The organism is Clostridium senegalense, from assembly GCF_018916625.1.
Lineage (GTDB): Bacteria > Bacillota > Clostridia > Clostridiales > Clostridiaceae > Clostridium_J > Clostridium_J senegalense.
Map to the genome: position 1 here is coordinate 491,877 of NZ_JAHLNC010000001.1, position 17,804 is coordinate 509,680.

At 28.4% G+C, this 17,804-nt stretch carries 16 protein-coding genes; all 16 read right to left on the reverse strand.

Annotation, left to right across the window (positions count from 1 at the left end; all coding sequences use genetic code 11):
- Positions 1 to 22: 22 nt before the first annotated feature.
- The gene (gene rimO / locus KQI36_RS02450; protein WP_216449495.1) at positions 23 to 1,345 is read right to left on the reverse strand and encodes a 30S ribosomal protein S12 methylthiotransferase RimO; all 1,323 of its coding nucleotides are present in this window, start codon (positions 1,343 to 1,345) and stop codon (positions 23 to 25) included.
- Between the two features lie 198 nt (positions 1,346 to 1,543).
- Positions 1,544 to 3,820 carry an FtsK/SpoIIIE family DNA translocase gene (locus tag KQI36_RS02455; RefSeq protein ID WP_216449925.1) on the reverse strand — a complete coding sequence of 759 codons (2,277 nt, stop codon included), beginning with the start codon at positions 3,818 to 3,820 and terminating at the stop codon, positions 1,544 to 1,546.
- Positions 3,821 to 4,304: 484 nt separating this feature from the next.
- Positions 4,305 to 5,039, reverse strand: a complete 735-nt coding sequence (locus KQI36_RS02460; protein WP_216449496.1) for a ClpP family protease — start codon at positions 5,037 to 5,039, stop codon at positions 4,305 to 4,307.
- Positions 5,040 to 5,097: 58 nt separating this feature from the next.
- Positions 5,098 to 6,291, reverse strand: a complete 1,194-nt coding sequence (gene dapG / locus KQI36_RS02465) for an aspartate kinase (RefSeq protein ID WP_010292720.1) — start codon at positions 6,289 to 6,291, stop codon at positions 5,098 to 5,100.
- A 13-nt stretch (positions 6,292 to 6,304) separates the two neighbouring features.
- On the reverse strand, positions 6,305 to 6,580 hold the full coding sequence (locus tag KQI36_RS02470) for a YlmC/YmxH family sporulation protein (RefSeq protein WP_010292723.1): 276 nt from the start codon (positions 6,578 to 6,580) through the stop codon (positions 6,305 to 6,307).
- 75 nt (positions 6,581 to 6,655) lie between these two features.
- Positions 6,656 to 7,930 (reverse strand): M16 family metallopeptidase, encoded by a 1,275-nt coding sequence (locus KQI36_RS02475; protein ID WP_216449497.1) that lies wholly within the window; start codon positions 7,928 to 7,930, stop codon positions 6,656 to 6,658.
- A 313-nt stretch (positions 7,931 to 8,243) separates the two neighbouring features.
- The gene (locus KQI36_RS02480; protein ID WP_216449498.1) at positions 8,244 to 10,352 is read right to left on the reverse strand and encodes a polyribonucleotide nucleotidyltransferase; all 2,109 of its coding nucleotides are present in this window, start codon (positions 10,350 to 10,352) and stop codon (positions 8,244 to 8,246) included.
- Between the two features lie 105 nt (positions 10,353 to 10,457).
- Positions 10,458 to 10,721 carry a 30S ribosomal protein S15 gene (gene rpsO, locus KQI36_RS02485; RefSeq protein ID WP_010292729.1) on the reverse strand — a complete coding sequence of 88 codons (264 nt, stop codon included), beginning with the start codon at positions 10,719 to 10,721 and terminating at the stop codon, positions 10,458 to 10,460.
- Positions 10,722 to 10,844: 123 nt separating this feature from the next.
- Positions 10,845 to 11,807, reverse strand: a complete 963-nt coding sequence (locus KQI36_RS02490; protein ID WP_216449499.1) for a bifunctional riboflavin kinase/FAD synthetase — start codon at positions 11,805 to 11,807, stop codon at positions 10,845 to 10,847.
- An 11-nt stretch (positions 11,808 to 11,818) separates the two neighbouring features.
- A complete protein-coding gene (gene truB / locus KQI36_RS02495; RefSeq protein WP_216449500.1) occupies positions 11,819 to 12,706 on the reverse strand; it encodes a tRNA pseudouridine(55) synthase TruB in 888 nt (295 codons plus the stop codon).
- The gene (locus KQI36_RS02500) at positions 12,707 to 13,666 is read right to left on the reverse strand and encodes a DHH family phosphoesterase (RefSeq protein ID WP_216449501.1); all 960 of its coding nucleotides are present in this window, start codon (positions 13,664 to 13,666) and stop codon (positions 12,707 to 12,709) included.
- Positions 13,667 to 13,671: 5 nt separating this feature from the next.
- The gene (gene rbfA / locus KQI36_RS02505) at positions 13,672 to 14,016 is read right to left on the reverse strand and encodes a 30S ribosome-binding factor RbfA (RefSeq protein ID WP_010292736.1); all 345 of its coding nucleotides are present in this window, start codon (positions 14,014 to 14,016) and stop codon (positions 13,672 to 13,674) included.
- Positions 14,017 to 14,033: 17 nt separating this feature from the next.
- On the reverse strand, positions 14,034 to 16,103 hold the full coding sequence (infB, locus tag KQI36_RS02510) for a translation initiation factor IF-2 (RefSeq protein ID WP_010292737.1): 2,070 nt from the start codon (positions 16,101 to 16,103) through the stop codon (positions 14,034 to 14,036).
- 17 nt (positions 16,104 to 16,120) lie between these two features.
- Positions 16,121 to 16,435: a ribosomal L7Ae/L30e/S12e/Gadd45 family protein gene (locus KQI36_RS02515; RefSeq protein ID WP_216449502.1), complete on the reverse strand. Its 315-nt coding sequence runs from the start codon at positions 16,433 to 16,435 to the stop codon at positions 16,121 to 16,123.
- Complete coding sequence (gene rnpM, locus KQI36_RS02520) at positions 16,425 to 16,694, reverse strand: RNase P modulator RnpM (RefSeq protein ID WP_216449503.1); 270 nt, start codon at positions 16,692 to 16,694, stop codon at positions 16,425 to 16,427. The genes KQI36_RS02515 and rnpM overlap by 11 nt, the downstream gene beginning before the upstream one ends.
- Before the next feature lie 9 nt (positions 16,695 to 16,703).
- Positions 16,704 to 17,804, reverse strand: a complete 1,101-nt coding sequence (gene nusA, locus KQI36_RS02525; RefSeq protein WP_010292741.1) for a transcription termination factor NusA — start codon at positions 17,802 to 17,804, stop codon at positions 16,704 to 16,706.

Here is a 17,804-nt window from a genome sequence, read left to right on the forward strand (position 1 = left end):
TTTTTAAAACTTAACTTTAAGGTTATTTTTCCAATACAGCTATTAAATCATACTCTAACGCTCTAATAATTTTCACTTTAACAAATTGACCAATTTTCAACTCTTCTTTAGATTCTATAAATATTTCTCCATCTACCTCTGGACACATAACTGAATTTCTACCTATATAAACTTCTCCATCTTTACTTTCTACTAAAACATCATATGTTTTTCCTACTTTATTTTTATTAACTTCTTTAGATATTTTTTGCTGTATTTGCATAATTTGATGATATCTTTCTTCTTTTATTCCTTCATCAATCTGATTATCCATCTCTGCTGCTACAGTATCTTCTTCTTGCGAGTAAGTAAATACGCCTAATTTGTCAAATTTTATTTCTTTTACAAACTCTTTTAGTTCATTAAAATCTTCTTCAGTTTCTCCAGGGAACCCTACTATAAGAGTTGTTCTTAAAACTACATCTGGTATTTGTTTTCTTAATTTTAGTATATTTTCAGTTATATTCCTTTTTCTTCCTTTTCTGCGCATTGATTTTAATATATTATCACTTATGTGTTGTATTGGAATATCTACATATTTACAAACTTTATCATTAGTTGCAAATTCACTTATTATATCATCTGTAAGTTCTTCTGCATAACAATATAAAACACGTATCCATTTAATACTATTTATTTTAGATAACTCTTTTAATAAGATATGTAGACTTTTTTCTTTATATATATCTATCCCATAACTTGTTGTATCTTGAGCTACTAATATTATTTCCTTATAACCATTTATAGCTAATTCTTTTACTTCTAAAATTATATCTTCCATTTTTCTACTTCTGTATTTACCTCTTATTTTAGGTATCGCACAATATGCACAGGTATTATTGCAACCTTCAGCTATTCTTACATAAGCAGTTGTACTTCCAGTTGTAATTATTCTTTTTCCTACATTTATATTAGAATCACTATAATTTGTATACGCTATCTGTTTATTAGTTTTTAATACTTTTTCAACACTTTCAATTAATTTATCATAATCATTAACTCCTAATATAATATCTAGCTCAGGAATTAAATTTAAAAGTTCACTTCCATATCTTTGAGTTAAACATCCAGTTGCTATTAAGACCTTACATTTACCCTCTTTAAATCTTGACATTTCCAATATAGTATTTATAGATTCTTCTTTAGAGCTTTCTATAAATCCACAGGTATTTATAATTATTATGTCTGCATTTTCTGGTTCATTAACTACTTCATATCTTTCTTTCACTTTACCAACTATTATTTCAGAATCTATTCTATTTTTATCACAACCTAAATTTACTATTCCAACTTTTAACTTGTTCATTCATTTCCTCCTATTTATTGTATATAATTGGAAGTTTTTCATTAGTTTTATAATGTAACACTTATATTTCAAAAAATATTATATATACCTTAAAGCTTAATGTACAATCACATTTATACTAAAAATAATATAGGTTATTTAAAGTAAATTTAATATTACAATTACATTATAACCTTATATTACAATTTTTAAAACATCTTATATTTCTTCTTTACTTAATAAAACTTGTCTTGGTTTACTTCCATTTCTCCCAGATATAATTCCGCGTTCTTCCATCTGATCAATAATTCTTGCCGCTCTATTATATCCTATTTTTAATCTTCTCTGCAACAGTGATGTAGATGCTTGTTCTTCCTCAACTACTATTTTTATGGCTTCATTTAAAAGCTCATCACATTCACTATCTTGAGATGGTTTTATCCCTTCTTCTATTTGCTCAATTATTTGTTCTGAATACACATGCTCTTCAATTTGATTTTTTATAAAACTAACAACTCTTTCTACCTCTTCTTCTGATACAAAAGCTCCTTGTATTCTTAGAGGTTTAGATTCCCCAACCGGATAAAATAACATGTCTCCTTTTCCCAGTAATTTTTCTGCACCAGATGAATCTAATATAGTTCTAGAGTCAATTTGACTCGAAACTGCAAAAGATATTCTTGAAGGTATATTAGCTTTTATAACTCCTGTAATTACATCTACAGAAGGTCTTTGTGTAGCTATAACTAAATGCATACCTGCCGCTCTAGCCATTTGCGCTAATCTTCCAATATAATCTTCAACATCGTGCGGACAAACCATCATAAGATCTGCAAGTTCATCTATAATGATTATTATCCATGGAAGTTTCTCTTCCACGATTCCTTTAGATGCCATTTCATTATATCCTTCTACATTTCTTACTCCACTATCTGCAAAAATTTTATATCTTCTTGTCATTTCATTTACCGCCCAATTCAGTGCACCTGCTGCTTTTTTAGGGTCAGTTACTACTGGAATTAAAAGATGTGGAATTCCATTATATACATTTAATTCTACAACTTTAGGATCTATCAACACTAATTTCACTTCATCAGGTGAATATTTATACAAAATGCTCATAAGTAATGTGTTTATACATACACTTTTACCAGATCCTGTAGCTCCTGCAACAAGTAAATGAGGCATTTTAGTAAGATCTGATATAATAGAATTTCCTGCTATATCCTTTCCTAAACAAAAGGCTAAATTTTTATTAAAATTATTAAATTCCTCAGATTCTATTACTTCTCTTAAGTATACCGCTGAAAGTTCTTTATTAGGCACTTCTATGCCAACAGCTGCTTTTCCTGGTATAGGTGCCTCTATTCTTACTCCTGAAGCCGCTAAGTTTAGAGCAATATCATCTGCTAAATTCACTATTTTACTTACTTTTACCCCTGCACTAGGTTGAAGTTCAAATCTAGTTACTGATGGACCTTTTGTGACTTGTGTAACCTTTGCTTCTACTCCAAAACTTTGCAGAGTATCTTGAAGTTTACTTGCACTATTTAAAAGTTCTTTTTTATCACCTTTTTTTAATTGACTTTGATCATTTTTATAAAGCAAACTAATATCTGGATTTTTATAATCTAAAATCTTATTATTATTAAAGTCATTTATATTTAATTCTTCTACTTTTTCCTCTTGACTTAAATTATATTTTTTTATTCCATGAAAGCTATTTTTTGCTTTTTCATCTGAATTTTCAAAAGCAAAATCTGTATTATCACAATTTTTATCTTCTTCTTTTAAAAATTCTATAATTTTTATTTTATTATCATCATTATTCTCTTTTTTATTTGTAAGGTCAAAAAATGGGTTATCTAATGATATGTCTTCTGTTACTGCAACAGTATCATTTATTGGTATATCACTTTTTACAATTGTATTTTCAATGCTTTTATCTGAATTTTTAATTGTTGAACCTAAACTGGTAAACATATTTTTTGTAGTATGAATCATTTCTTTAATAGTACTATCTTTAATTAAAATTATTGCTAATAAATATACTGTTACAAATATAATATAGCTTCCTATACTTCCTAAAAGCTTATATATTGGAAGAGTTATGAGATATCCTAGAACCCCTCCATGAACTATAGTATATGAGTTATAAACTAAATTAAGGCTTTCCATCAAGTTTCCATCTACATAATATTTAGGTAATGTAACCATTTGTACTATAAGAATAGTATTTATAATAAATAAAATTATTCCACAAACTTTTTTAGAAAACTCCATTTTCCCTTTAGTTATATAATTAAATCCTACAAAAATTAATATCAGTGGTAAGACATACGCTCCTATACCTACAATTCCAACTAATAAATTATAAAGGAATACTCCTAAAACACCTGTAAAAGATTCTTTTTGATTAAAAAGAGTAGAACAAAGACTTAACAATATTATTAGTGCTAATACTATTAATAATATTCCCTTCATTTCCTTGCTCATAGGTTTTGCTTGTTGTTTTTGTACCTTAGCTTTTGTCTTTTCCGACTTTTTTTTACCTTTTGTACTACTTCTTGCCACTGTATCACCTCCGACATAATATATTTTAATTCTTTAACATAAAATAGAAATACATTAATTATATTTTCAAATAAATATGTAAAAAATTTCTGTTTAACTTAAAAATTATATTGACTACCATATACCTCTATAATATCCATTATAACCTTTTACAATATTTAAATCCATTTCATGAAATATTTTCATCTTATTCTTAAATAACATTATATATTATACTATATATTTTTTGTCTTTTTATATATATTTTTTAAATAGTACTATGTTTTTATATAAAATAATGCTTGTACATTTTTATACTAAAATATACTATCAATATGATTTACAAATATATTTGAATTTAATCCACCTAATTTTAATTATAATAATGATCTATTTTAATTTCAAATTAAAAAATAGGTCCAAAGACCTATTTTAAATTTGTTTTTATAAGTTCATTTAACTTATTTAAAGCTTGGGATATTCCACCAACCTCGTCAATCAATCCACATTCTACAGCTTGTTTTCCTATAAGTATAGTTCCCATATCATTTAAAAGTTCATCCGTCTGAGCCATCAGTTTTCTTAATTCTTCTTCGGAAATTTTAGATGTCCTAACTATAAACTCTACTATTCTGTCTTGCATTTTTCTAAAATATTCAAAAGTTTGTGGTGCTCCTATAACTAAACCATTCATTCTTACTGGATGAACTATCATCGTTGCTGTAGGTGATATAAAAGAATAATGTGATGATGTTGCTAGTGGCACACCTATTGAATGCCCTCCACCTATAACTAAAGATACTGTAGGCTTTGTCAAACTATTAATCATTTCAGCTATAGCCAGACCTGCTTCCACATCTCCACCTACTGTATTTAACACAACTAATATTCCTTTTACATTTTTATCTCTTTCCATTGCAATTAATTGTGGAATTACATGTTCATATTTTGTAGCTTTTGTTTGCGGAGATCCTACGTTATGCCCTTCAATCTGCCCAATTATAGGTAATACTTGTATACTTTCATCTACTTCTGGAACACTTTGAACGCCTAATTCTTTAATGTTTTCAATATTTTCACTAGCTCTTATTTCATCTTCATTTTTTTCCACTTCACTTACAATATTCTTTGTTACTTCCTTTTCTTCTTTTTCTAAATTCATAAAACAACCTCCCTAAATGACATATTTATATTCTGTGCATTTAGGGATATGGTTATACTTATTGTTCTAAATTAAATTCTTTATGAAGAAGGTTTATAGCTGACTGTGTATTTATTTCCTCTACCAAACACCAAATTGTCATATGTGAATCTGCTGTTTGTAAAACCTCTATATTTCCTTTAGTTAATGCCTTTAATATTCGTGCCATTACCCCTGGAACACCCTTCATTTTAGAACCTATTACAGCTATTTTACTGCAGTTTTCTATATAAGAATATTCTAAGTTAATTTCTTTTAATATAGATTTAAATTTATCTAAATCTTTACTTTCTATAGTAAATATTTTTTGCTTTGGAAATACACTAATAAGATCTATACTTATATTCTCATTTGCCAAAATTTCAAATAAATTTATATATTCTTCAGTACCATTATGACTTACTGTTATTTGGACTCTATCTTTAATATGTGTTATCCCAGTAATAATACTGCTAGATAAATCACAAATTTCATTTGAAATTGTAGTTCCTTCACAATCACTTAATGTATTTTTAATAACTAATGGGATACCATATTTTTTTGATATTTCCACAGCTCTTGGATGTATAACTTTTGCCCCTTGATCTGCAAATTGAAACACTTCATCATATCCTATTTGTTTTATAAGTGCAGCTTCAGAAACTATTCTAGGATCTGCAGTCATTATTCCATCTACATCTGTATATATATGAACTTCCTTAGCATTTAACCCTGCTCCTAAAATTGCACCAGTAACATCACTTCCACCTCTACCTAGAGTTGTTAAGTATCCATCCTCGCCAATTCCTTGAAATCCTGCAACAACTGGAACAATTCCTTTTTCTAATAACTCAAGTATTCTCTTAGAATCAACATTTAATATAGTTGCATTTCCATAAGTATTATCTGTTTGTATACCTGCAAGGCCTCCTGTTAATGGAACAGCATTAATATCTTCATTATATAATTCATTACACATTACCACTGTGCTTATTATTTCTCCACATCCCAAAATGGCATCTGTGGCTAATAAGTTATTTCTTTTAAATTCATCATCTAATAATTGAAGCAACGTATCCGTTGCATAATTATCTCCTTTTCTTCCCATAGCAGAAACTACAACAACTGGACTATATCCATTTTCTATAGCAGATTTAACCTTTTTTACAACTAAATTTCTATTATTTTTACTTGAAACAGAAGTTCCTCCAAATTTTTGCACTAGTATCTTCATTAATACACCCCCGTTATATATGAGACCTTTTTAAAACTTCATCCTCTACATCAATTATTATAGTTCTTGATCCAATCTTCTTTACATGTTCCCATGGTACTTCCATAAGTCCATTACTTTTTAAAAAGCTAAATCCAGATTTGTTTTCATTTAACAATAATAATTTTAATACACCTTGTTCATCTATAACAATATCGTTATTAGCTAAAAAATTGTATTTATCTCCGTCATTGATATTTATAATCTCATATCTCTCCATTTCACTTAAATATTTAATATTTTCCTCCATAGTTACCCCCCATTTCTTTTATGTATATAAAGATAACTATGACTCTGTTTTTATATTTATGATATAAATTATCTATTATTTTTCTATATTAATTATATTTTCTTTATAATATTCATTTAATATATTTATGTCTTTACCTACAAATGCTGAATTAACAACACCTTGTTTGAATGTCTTATCTAGTACCCTCTCTACACTGTCCATATCTATTTTATCAATTTTATTTATTACATCCATAGGTGTATTTATTTTATTTTGAAACATAACAGATTTTCCATTACTAAACATTCTGCTGCTAGTACTTTCTAATCCTAGTATATAATTTCCCTTTAATTGTTCCTTAGTTTTAGCTAATTTATTATTATCTATTTTCTTATTAGCAAACTTATACACTTCATCACTTATTGCTTCTAAAGCATATTTAGCATATTTAGGATTTAATCCAGCATAAACATTAATTAACCCATTATTAACATGTGAAGTCATATACATGTATATTGAATAACACACCCCTAATTCTTCTCTTATTTTTTGAAATAATAAAGATGAGGCGCCTCCTCCTAAAATATTGGATAATAATATAGATGTATATAAATCGTTATCTCCTACTTTAAATCCATTCAATCCTAAATTTATGTGAAGTTGTTCTATATCTTTCTTTCTAAAACAATTATTTTTTAATATTTTTGGTGTTGAGTATAAAGTTATGTTTTTATTTACTGATTGCCATTTCCCAAAATAATTCTCTACTAACTTTTCTATTTTGTTCATATCTAATTTTCCACATATAGATATGACACAATTTTCTGGTATGTAGTGAGCTTTAACATAATCTACTAATAAAGTTTTATTAAATGATTTTACAGTAGATTCACTTCCTAAAATAGGAAGTGATAATCCATCATCACCCCAAGCAGCTTTTGCATGTAAATCAGCAAGTACATCTTCAGGATTATCTTCACTCATATTTATTTCCTCTATTACAACACCTTTTTCTTTCTCTATATCATCTTCATTAAATAAACTATTAAATAACATATCAGATAAAATTTCTAATCCAAGTTCTAGATGTGTATCCAAAGTTTTTATATAGTAGCATGTAGCCTCTTTACCTGTAAAGGCATTTATTTGACCACCTACATCTTCAATTTCTTCTGCAATCTCTTTAGATGTTCTATTTTCTGTACCTTTAAATAACATGTGTTCTATAAAATGAGATATCCCATTATTGCTTAGATTTTCTTTTCTTGACCCATTCTCTACCCATAATCCTATAGAAACTGAATTAAAGTGCTCAATATTCTCAACAACTACCCGTAATCCATTATTAAGTCTAAATAAATTATACATTTTCTTCTCCTTGTTGAAGGTATTTTTAAAATTTATTATAAATATAATCTATATTTTGGTAAAAATCAATATAAACAATTTTATTTCTATATTAATTTAAAATCTTTTATTATAAGTTCTTATATTATTATTTAAGATTATCGAATTATATATACCTGTTAAATAAACATTATATATTTTCTTTCCATCCTTTAAAGTTTAAAATTAATTACATATTAACAAGAGTACATTTATAATAAATTTTAACTAAAATCTATTTTACTATATAATTGCATAAAAAAATAAAAAGGCAATAAGCCCTTCTATTTATAAATTACTTTTCTTCGTTATTACCTTGAGTATCTTTAATTGCATCTTTTCTTGAAAGATTAATTCTTCCTTGATTATCTATTTCAGTAACTTTTACTAAAATTTCGTCACCAACTGATACAATATCTTCTACTTTATTTACTCTTTCTGCATCTAGTTTAGATATGTGAACTAAACCTTCTTTTTTAGGCATAATTTCTACAAATGCTCCAAATGCAGCTATTTTAGTTACTTTACCTAAATAAATTTCACCAACTTCGACTTCTTTAGTTATATCTTTTATCATTTTTAATGCTGCATTAGCACTTTCACTGTCATTAGACATTATAACTACTTTACCATCATCATTAGTATCTATTTTTACCCCTGTGTCAGCAATAATTTGTTTTATTGTCTTTCCACCAGGTCCTATTATATCTCTTATCTTATCTGGGTGAACAGTAATACTATACATTCTTGGAGCGTACTGAGATAATTCTTCTCTTGGCGCTGGTATACAATCTTTTATCTTATCTAAAATATAAAGTCTAGCAACTTTAGCTTTTTCTATAGATTGTCTTATACAATTTTTAGATAAGCCTTTTATTTTTGTATCTACTTGTATAGATGTTATTCCTTCTTCAGTACCAGCTACTTTAAAGTCCATATCTCCAAAGAAATCTTCTATTCCTTGAATATCAGTTAAAACTTCTTCTTCAGTTAAATCTTCACTAGTAATCAATCCCATCGCTATACCAGCTGCTGGTCTTTTTATTGGAACACCTGCATCTAATAGCGCTAATGTACTACCACACACACTTGCTTGAGATGTTGAACCGTTTGAGCTTAAAACTTCAGAAACTAATCTTATAGTATACGGGAACTCTTCTATTGAAGGTATAAGTGGTTCTAAAGCTCTTTCTGCTAAAGCTCCATGACCTATTTCTCTTCTTCCTGGTCCTCTTAATGGTCTAACTTCTCCTACGCTATAAGCTGGGAAATTATAATGGTGCATATATCTTTTAAATTCTTCTTCACCTAAACCATCTATTATTTGGACATCTCCTAAAGCTCCTAATGTAGCAACAGTCATAACTTGAGTTAATCCTCTTGTAAATAGTCCTGTACCATGAGTTCTAGGTAATATTCCTGTTTCACAGCTGATTTTTCTTATTTCTTCAAAACCTCTTCCATCTGGTCTTCTTTTTTCTTTTAGTAACATATTTCTTACTACTTCTTTTTGAATACCATATATTACTTCAGCTATATCACTCATTTTATCTTCATATTTTTCGCCAAAGGCTTCATTAATTTTTTCTTTAATTTCAGAAATTTTTATATTTCTTTCATCTTTATCAGTGATATACATAGCTTCTTTTAACATTTCGAAAGAAAATTCTCTTATATCTTTTTCTAAACTTTCTTCTACTTTATGAAGTTCTGGTGTAATTTTTTCTTTTCCAAACTTAGCTCTAGCTTCTTCTTGGAATTTAACCATTTGTTGACATTGATCAAATCCATAATTTATAGCTTCAATCATAGTTTCCTCAGGTATTTCATCTCCACCAGCCTCTATCATCATAACTCTGTCTTTTGTAGCACAAACTGTTAATGATAATGAACTTTTTTCTCTTTCAGCTGCTGTAGGATTTGTTATAAATTCTCCATCTATAAGTCCTACTGAAACTGTTCCTACTGGATCTACAAATGGAATACTTGATAAATATAATGCAGTTGATGCTGCATTCATTGCTAATATGTCTGGAACATTGTCTTGCTCTACAGACACTACAGTACAAACAACTTGAACATCATTTCTATATCCCTTTGGAAATAAAGGTCTTATAGGTCTATCTATAGCTCTACCATTTAATACTGCTTTTTCCGAAGGCTTACCTTCCCTTTTTATAAATCCTCCTGGAATTTTTCCTACTGAATATAATCTTTCTTCATATTCAACACTTAGAGGGAAAAAGTCTATTCCTGCTCTAGGCTGTTCTGATGCATTTACATTAACAAGTACAACTGTGTCTCCATAATTCATGAAGAGCGCACAATCAGAAAGCATTCCTACTTTACCATATTCAACTTTCATTTGTCTTCCTGCCACAGTGGTTTCTAATGTGTGAATCATTTGTTTGCCTCCTTTCAATTATTATAATTACTTTATTATTTGTAACTATATTATTTATAATTTTTTTCATTTACCTAAAATAATAGAGCGGCACAGCCGCTCTAATTATTTTCTTATTCCTAACTCAGCTATTAAAGCACGATATCTTTCTATATCTTGCTTCTTTAAATAGTTTAAAAGACCTTTTCTTTGTCCAACCATCATTAGTAGACCTCTTCTTGAATGGTGGTCTTTTTTGTGAACTTTTAAGTGCTCAGTTAATTCTTTTATTCTTGCGCTTAATAAAGCCACTTGAACTTCTGGTGATCCTGTGTCTCCTTCTGTTCTTGCGAATTTAGCTATTATTTCTTGTTTTCTTGCCTTATCCATGTGTAAAACACCTCCGATTGTAATATCCCCTTATTCCAAGTAGTCCGTTGGCAATTCAGTAAACTTAGCATAAGGTTCAAAGAAATTATATCAAATAAAATTATCTTTGTAAATTATTTATTGCTAATTTATATTTATATTTAGTTTTATACTTATATTTTTGACAAATTCTTTATCTTTATTCAATTGATTTACTAAATCTTCTATTATATTAAATTTTTTTTCTTCTCTAATTTTATGTACAAAATATAACTCTACAGATTCACCATAAATCTCTTTATTAAAATCAAAAATATTTGTCTCCACGCTAAGACTTTTTCCGTTAACTGTAGGATTAAATCCTATATTAGTCATAGCATTATACACATCACCTTTATATTTTACTAATGTATAATATACACCTCTACTAGGTAATACTAATTTATTATCATACTTTAAGTTTATAGTAGGAAATCCCATTATTTTACTGCCTATTTGTTTTCCTTTTATAACATTACCTGAAAGAGAGTATGTTCTTCCTAGCATTTCATTTGCTTTTTCTAGATTTCCTTCTTTTATATACTTTCGTATTTTAGAACTACTGATTACCTCATCTTCTATTTTTACTGGCTCAACTATACAAAGAGAAAAATTTAGTAATTTACTATATTTCTTTAATAAATTAACATCTCCTAAGTTTTTATATCCAAATTTATAATTAAATCCTACAACTATACCTTTTACATTATAAGTTTCAACTAATTTTATTATAAATTCTTCTGGAGATATTTGCATAAGTTTTTTGTCAAAGGTCATAAAATTTAAAATATCTAATCCCAAATTTTCTAGCACCTTAATTTTATTTTTATTATCCATAATAAGTTTAGGTGCTATAACACTATTTATAGTTACTAATGGATGAGGATAAAATGTACAGACCATTGACTTTGCATTTTTACTTTTATTGCTTAAATTAAATTTTCTAGTCATTTCAATTGTTTGCTCTATTAGTTTTTGATGTCCCAAGTGAATTCCATCAAAACTCCCCAATGCAACAAAAGTATCTGTGTTTATTTTTTCAGAAAAATTATCCCTCAATACTTTCATACATAATACCTCTAAACTAAAATTTTTATTAATTTAAATCCTATCTCCGTTTTTCTACCTATTGCTATTAAATCATTATTTTCATTATAAATCCTATATATTTTAAACTCTTCAATATTATCAATGAAACTTCTATCTTTTACAGCAACACCATTTAAAAGTAATTTTTCAAATTTATTATTTACTATTAATTTAGGGTAATCTAAAAACGCACTTTCAACTGAAAGAATATACTGTTCTACATTGTCTTTATGTAAATCTTTTATATTTATACTATTTTCTTTAGTAAATCTACCTGTTGACGTCCTTTCTAAATCTGTCATAACTGCACCACATTGCAATTTTTCGCCTATATCATAGCATAAACTTCTTATATATGTCCCTTTAGAACATCTTACTTTAAATTTCACATAAGGTATATCTATATTTTCTATGGTAATATCATGTATTTTTACATCTCTTGCTGCTCTTTCTATTTCTATACCTTGTCGTGCTAATTCATAAAGTTTCTTTCCATTAACCTTTAAAGCAGAATACATAGGAGGTACCTGTTTTATATCCCCTTTAAACGAGTTTATAACAGCTTTTACTTCATCTTCTGTAACTTTCACTTCAAATGTTTTTATTACTTTACCTTCAACATCATAAGTGTCTGTTACTTCTCCAAGTTTTAGTGTAGCAACATACTCTTTTGTACCTTCCATTATATAATCTATTATTTTAGTTGATCTTCCAAAACATACTGGTAAAACGCCACAAGCCTGTGGATCTAAAGTCCCACAATGACCAACTTTTTTTTCTCCCAATATTTTTCTTAAATCTCTTACAACATCGAAAGAAGTCATATTTTTAGGTTTATAAATATTTAATATACCACTTTTTTTATTACCAAAACTCATTTACATCAACTCTTTTTCTAATATAGATATTAATTTTTCTTTAATTTCTTCCATAGTAGATTCATAGTAAAAACCTGCTGCTCTAACATGTCCACCACCATTAAATCCTTCTGCAATTTTTCTTACATCCACTTTTTCTTTTGAACGCAAACTTACTTTTACACCATTATCTGCCTCTTTTATAAGAGCAGTAACATCTGCACCCTTTATTTTAGTTCCAAAAACCAACAAATCTGATGTATCACTTTGTTCTATTCCAAGAGATTCTAAATCTGTTTTGTTTAAGTACATAAATACTGCATTATTTTCACATTGCATTTCCATTTTTTCTATAACTTTTCCATATAATTTTACTCTATTAAATTCTTTGTTGTCAAAAATTTTTCTATGAATTTCACTAAAGTTCAAACCATTTTCTATAAGATAACCTGCAATTTCATGAGTAACTTTTGTTGTGTTACTATGTCTAAAAGACCCTGTATCAGTAAGTAATGATGTGTATATCCCTGATCCCATATCTTCTGTTATATGTATTTTAAGCATTCTTATAATGTTAAATACTATTTCTCCTACTGCAGCTGACTCAACACTTACATAATTAATATCTCCATACATTTCATTAGACATATGATGATCTATATTAATTATTGAATATTTTCTATTTTCAAAATCTAATTCTGCATTGATTCTTTTTTTGTCTCCACAATCTAAAACTATAACTAAATCAATGTTTTCTTGTGGTTTATATTCCTCTATATTAATTTCTTCAGCTATCTTTAAATAAGAGAAGGTAGTTGGTATTTCTTCTTTACAAAGCACTTGCACATTTTTATTTAAACTTTTAAGCGCTAACATCAATGCTGTTGCGCTTCCTAGGGAATCTCCATCTGGTGATACATGGAAAGTAATAGCTATGCTATTACTTTCCATAATTTTTTCTACAACTTTTTTTAAATTCATACTAACTATTTCTTTATTTTATCAAATAAAGATTCTAGATGCATTGCTTTATCTAGTGTTGTATCTAATTCTATAATCACCTGTGGTACTTGTCTTAATTTAACATTTTTCCCTATTTCTTTTCTTATAAATCCAACTGAACTTTTTAATGCTGCAAGTGAATCTTGTTTTTCTTTTTCATTTCCGAAAATACTAACATATATTTTAGCATAGCTTAAATCTTTACTTACGTCTACATCAGTTACGCTTACCATTGCAGTTAATCTAGGATCTTTTATCTTATTTTGTATGGTATTACTTACGTCTTTTTTTATTTCTTCGTTTATTCTACCGCCTCTATAATTTGCCACGTAACTCACTCCTTAAACTATATTTGTTTTGGTTTAATTTCTTCCATGATGTATGCTTCTACTATATCTTCTTCTTTAATGTCATTGAATTTTTCTACACTTAAACCGCATTCAAATCCTGACGCTGCTTCTTTAACATCATCTTTAAATCTTTTTAATGAAGCTAAAGTAGATTCAAATATAACTACACCATTTCTTATAACTCTAACACTAGAGTTTCTTGTAATTTTACCATTTAATACATAACATCCTGCTATAGTACCAATATTAGATATTTTGTATACCTGTCTTACTTCTGCTCTACCTTGGATAACTTCTTTATATTCTGGATCAAGCATTCCAAGCATAGCTGATTTTATGTCTTCAATAGCATCATATATTATTCTATATGTTTTTATTTCAACACTTTCTTTTTCCCCAGCAGCTATAGCATTGTTATCTGGTCTTACATTAAATCCTATTATTATGGCATTTGAAGCTGTTGCTAATGTAACATCTGTTTCTGTTATAGCTCCAACTCCACCATGTATTACTCTTACTTTTACATTGTCTGTTGAAAGTTTTTCTAAAGATTGTCTTATAGCTTCTACTGAACCTTGAACATCAGCTTTAACTATAACGCTTAATTCTTTAACTTTACCTTCTTGTATTTGACTATATAAGTTTTCCATTGAAACCTTATTAGAAGCTGTAAAACTTTCTTGTCTAATTTTTTCTTTTCTATTATCAGCCATATTTCTTGCAGTTTTTTCATCTTTAACTACATTAAATCTATCTCCAGCTGCCGGAACTTCAGATAATCCTAAAATCTCTACTGGTATAGATGGTCCTGCTGATTTTATTTTCTTTCCTTTGTCATCTATCATAGCTCTTATTCTACCATAAGTAGTTCCAACTATTATAGAATCACCAACATTTAATGTTCCATTTTGAACAAGTAATGATGCTACTGGACCTCTACCTTTGTCAAGTTTAGCTTCAATTACTGTACCTTTTGCTCTTCTGTCTGGATTTGCTTCTAACTCTAACATTTCAGAAGTTAAAACTATCATTTCTAATAATGTGTCCAAACCTTCTCTAGTGTGCGCAGATACAGGTACACAAATAGTATCTCCACCCCAGTCTTCTGCTACTAATCCATGTTCTGTTAATTCTTGTTTAACTCTATCTGGGTTTGCTGCTGGTCTATCCATTTTATTTATAGCAATAATTAGAGGTACTTCTGCTGCTTTACAATGATTTATAGCTTCAATTGTTTGAGGCATTATTCCATCATCTGCTGCTACTACTAATACAACAACATCTGTTATTTGCGCTCCTCTTGCTCTCATAGCAGTAAAGGCTTCATGTCCTGGAGTATCTAAGAATGTTATCTTTTGTCCATTTACATCTACAGTATAAGCTCCTATGTGTTGAGTAATTCCTCCAGCTTCTGTAGCTGTAACTTTAGAATGTTTTATAGCATCTAGAAGTGATGTTTTACCATGGTCAACGTGACCCATTATTGTAACAACTGGTGGTCTTTTTTTCATATCTTCATCTTCTGATTGAATATCTTCAACTTCTATTTCTTCACCTAATTTACCAGCTTCTTCTTCTTTTAATACAGCAAATGCACCAAACTTTTCTATTACCTTTTCAGCTATGTTAAAATCTATTTCTTGGTTCATATTTGCCATTACGCCTAAAAACATTAGTTCTTTAATTACTTCAACAGAAGATTTATTTAATTTTTCAGCTAAATCCTTAACAACTATAGTGCCTTCAATTTCAATAACTTCATCTACTGAATCATTCTCTGTTGAATCATCATCTCTACCATCTCTATTTTTACCTTTGTTCTTGTTTTTCTTCTTATTTAATTTATTAACACTTTCATTTTCTATATGTTCATAAATTTCAACTATGTCGTTTTCTTTTGACTTATTTTCAGCAAAAAGTTCCTTAATTAATTCAGCATCTTCCTCATCTATGACACTCATATGATTTTTTGCTTCAACACCAAATTCTTCAAAAAGAACCGTTATTAATTCTTTACTTGAAACACCTAATTCTTTAGCTAATTCGTATATTCTTGTTTTCGCCAAAGCTTTCACCTCCAAATTTATATGCTTTCGTGATTATTCCATAACTCTATAAGCTTTTTGCTCATATTATTATCTTTTACACACAGTACATTTATCTCTTCTCTACCTAGTGGCTTGCCTAATTCATTCTTAGGGACATCCTCTATTAGTTGTACTGATTTTTCTTCTGAAATTTTTCTAAATTTCTTTTTAGTATTCTCTGAGCATTCTTTTGACAATATTATAAGATAAATCTTTTCTTTTTTTATTGCTTCTTCACACTTATTGTAGCCTTCTATTAAGTTTCTTGATTTTTTAGTTAAACCTAAAAATTGATAAAACTTATTGTTCATTATTTATCTCTTCCTTTAGCTTTATAAAAACCTCTTCATCTATATTTACTTCTAAATTTCTCTCTAATCTCTTGGCTTTTATAGCTTTTTCAAGGCAATCAATATTTTTGCAAATATAAGCTCCTCTGCCTGGTTTTTTACCTGTCATATCTATAGAGATTTCTCCCTCTTTATTTCTTACAACTCTTATAAGTTGTTTTTTATCTTTCATTTCCATACAACCAGTGCACATTCTTTGAGGTACTTTTTTTACCTTCATAATTATCACCTACTCTTGAATTTCTTCAACTATTAAAAGTTCTTCGTCATTTTCTTCAATAATTTCTAAAGCTTGTGATTTGCTTTTTATGTCTATTTTCCAACCTGTAAGTCTCGCTGCTAATCTTACGTTTTGACCTTCTTTACCTATAGCCAATGATAATTGATTATCATCAACTACAACTTTTGCACTCTTAGTTTCTTCATCGACCTTAACTTCTAATATCTTAGCTGGACTTAAAGCATTAGCTATATTTTCTTCAGGTAATTTGCTATATTTTATTATATCAATTTTTTCATTTCTAAGCTCATTTACAATATTTTGTACTCTTATTCCTTTTGGTCCAACACAAGCACCCATTGCTTCTACATTGTCGTCATTTGAATAAACTGCTATTTTAGTTCTTGAGCCTGCTTCTCTTGCTATGCTTTTTATTTCTACAATACCATTGTATATCTCTGGAACTTCTCTTTCAAATAATCTTTTAACTAAACCTGGATGAGTTCTAGAAACTATTATTTGAGGTCCCTTTGTACCATTTTTAACTTCTACTATATATAAACTTAATTTTTCATTAAAGTTATATTCTTCACCTGGCATTTGTTCGTTAGGTCCAAGTATAGCTTCTATTTTTCCTAAGTTTATAAATACATTTCCTCTGTCTTTTCTTATTATTGTTCCTGTAATTATATCAAATTCTTTTTCTTTGAATTCGTTATATATAATAGTTCTTTCTGCTTCTTTAATTCTTTGAATAACAACTTGTTTAGCTGATTGAGCTGCGATTCTACCAAAGCTTCTAGGAGTAACCTCCATCTCAGCTATATCTCCAATAGCATATCTTGGACTTAGCTCTCTTGCTTCTTCTAAAGATATTTCACAAGTCTCATCATATACTTCTTCTACAACTTCTTTTTGAGCATATACGTGAGTTTCTCCTGACTCTCTATCCATTGTAACTTTTACATTTTGTCCGTTTACAGAAGAGTTTGCATAATTTTTCTTATATGCTGCAACTAACGCATCCTCTATTGTCGTAAATAATAAATCCTCACTTATTCCCTTTTCATTTACAATTTCTCTAAGTGCATCTATAAATTCTTCATTCAT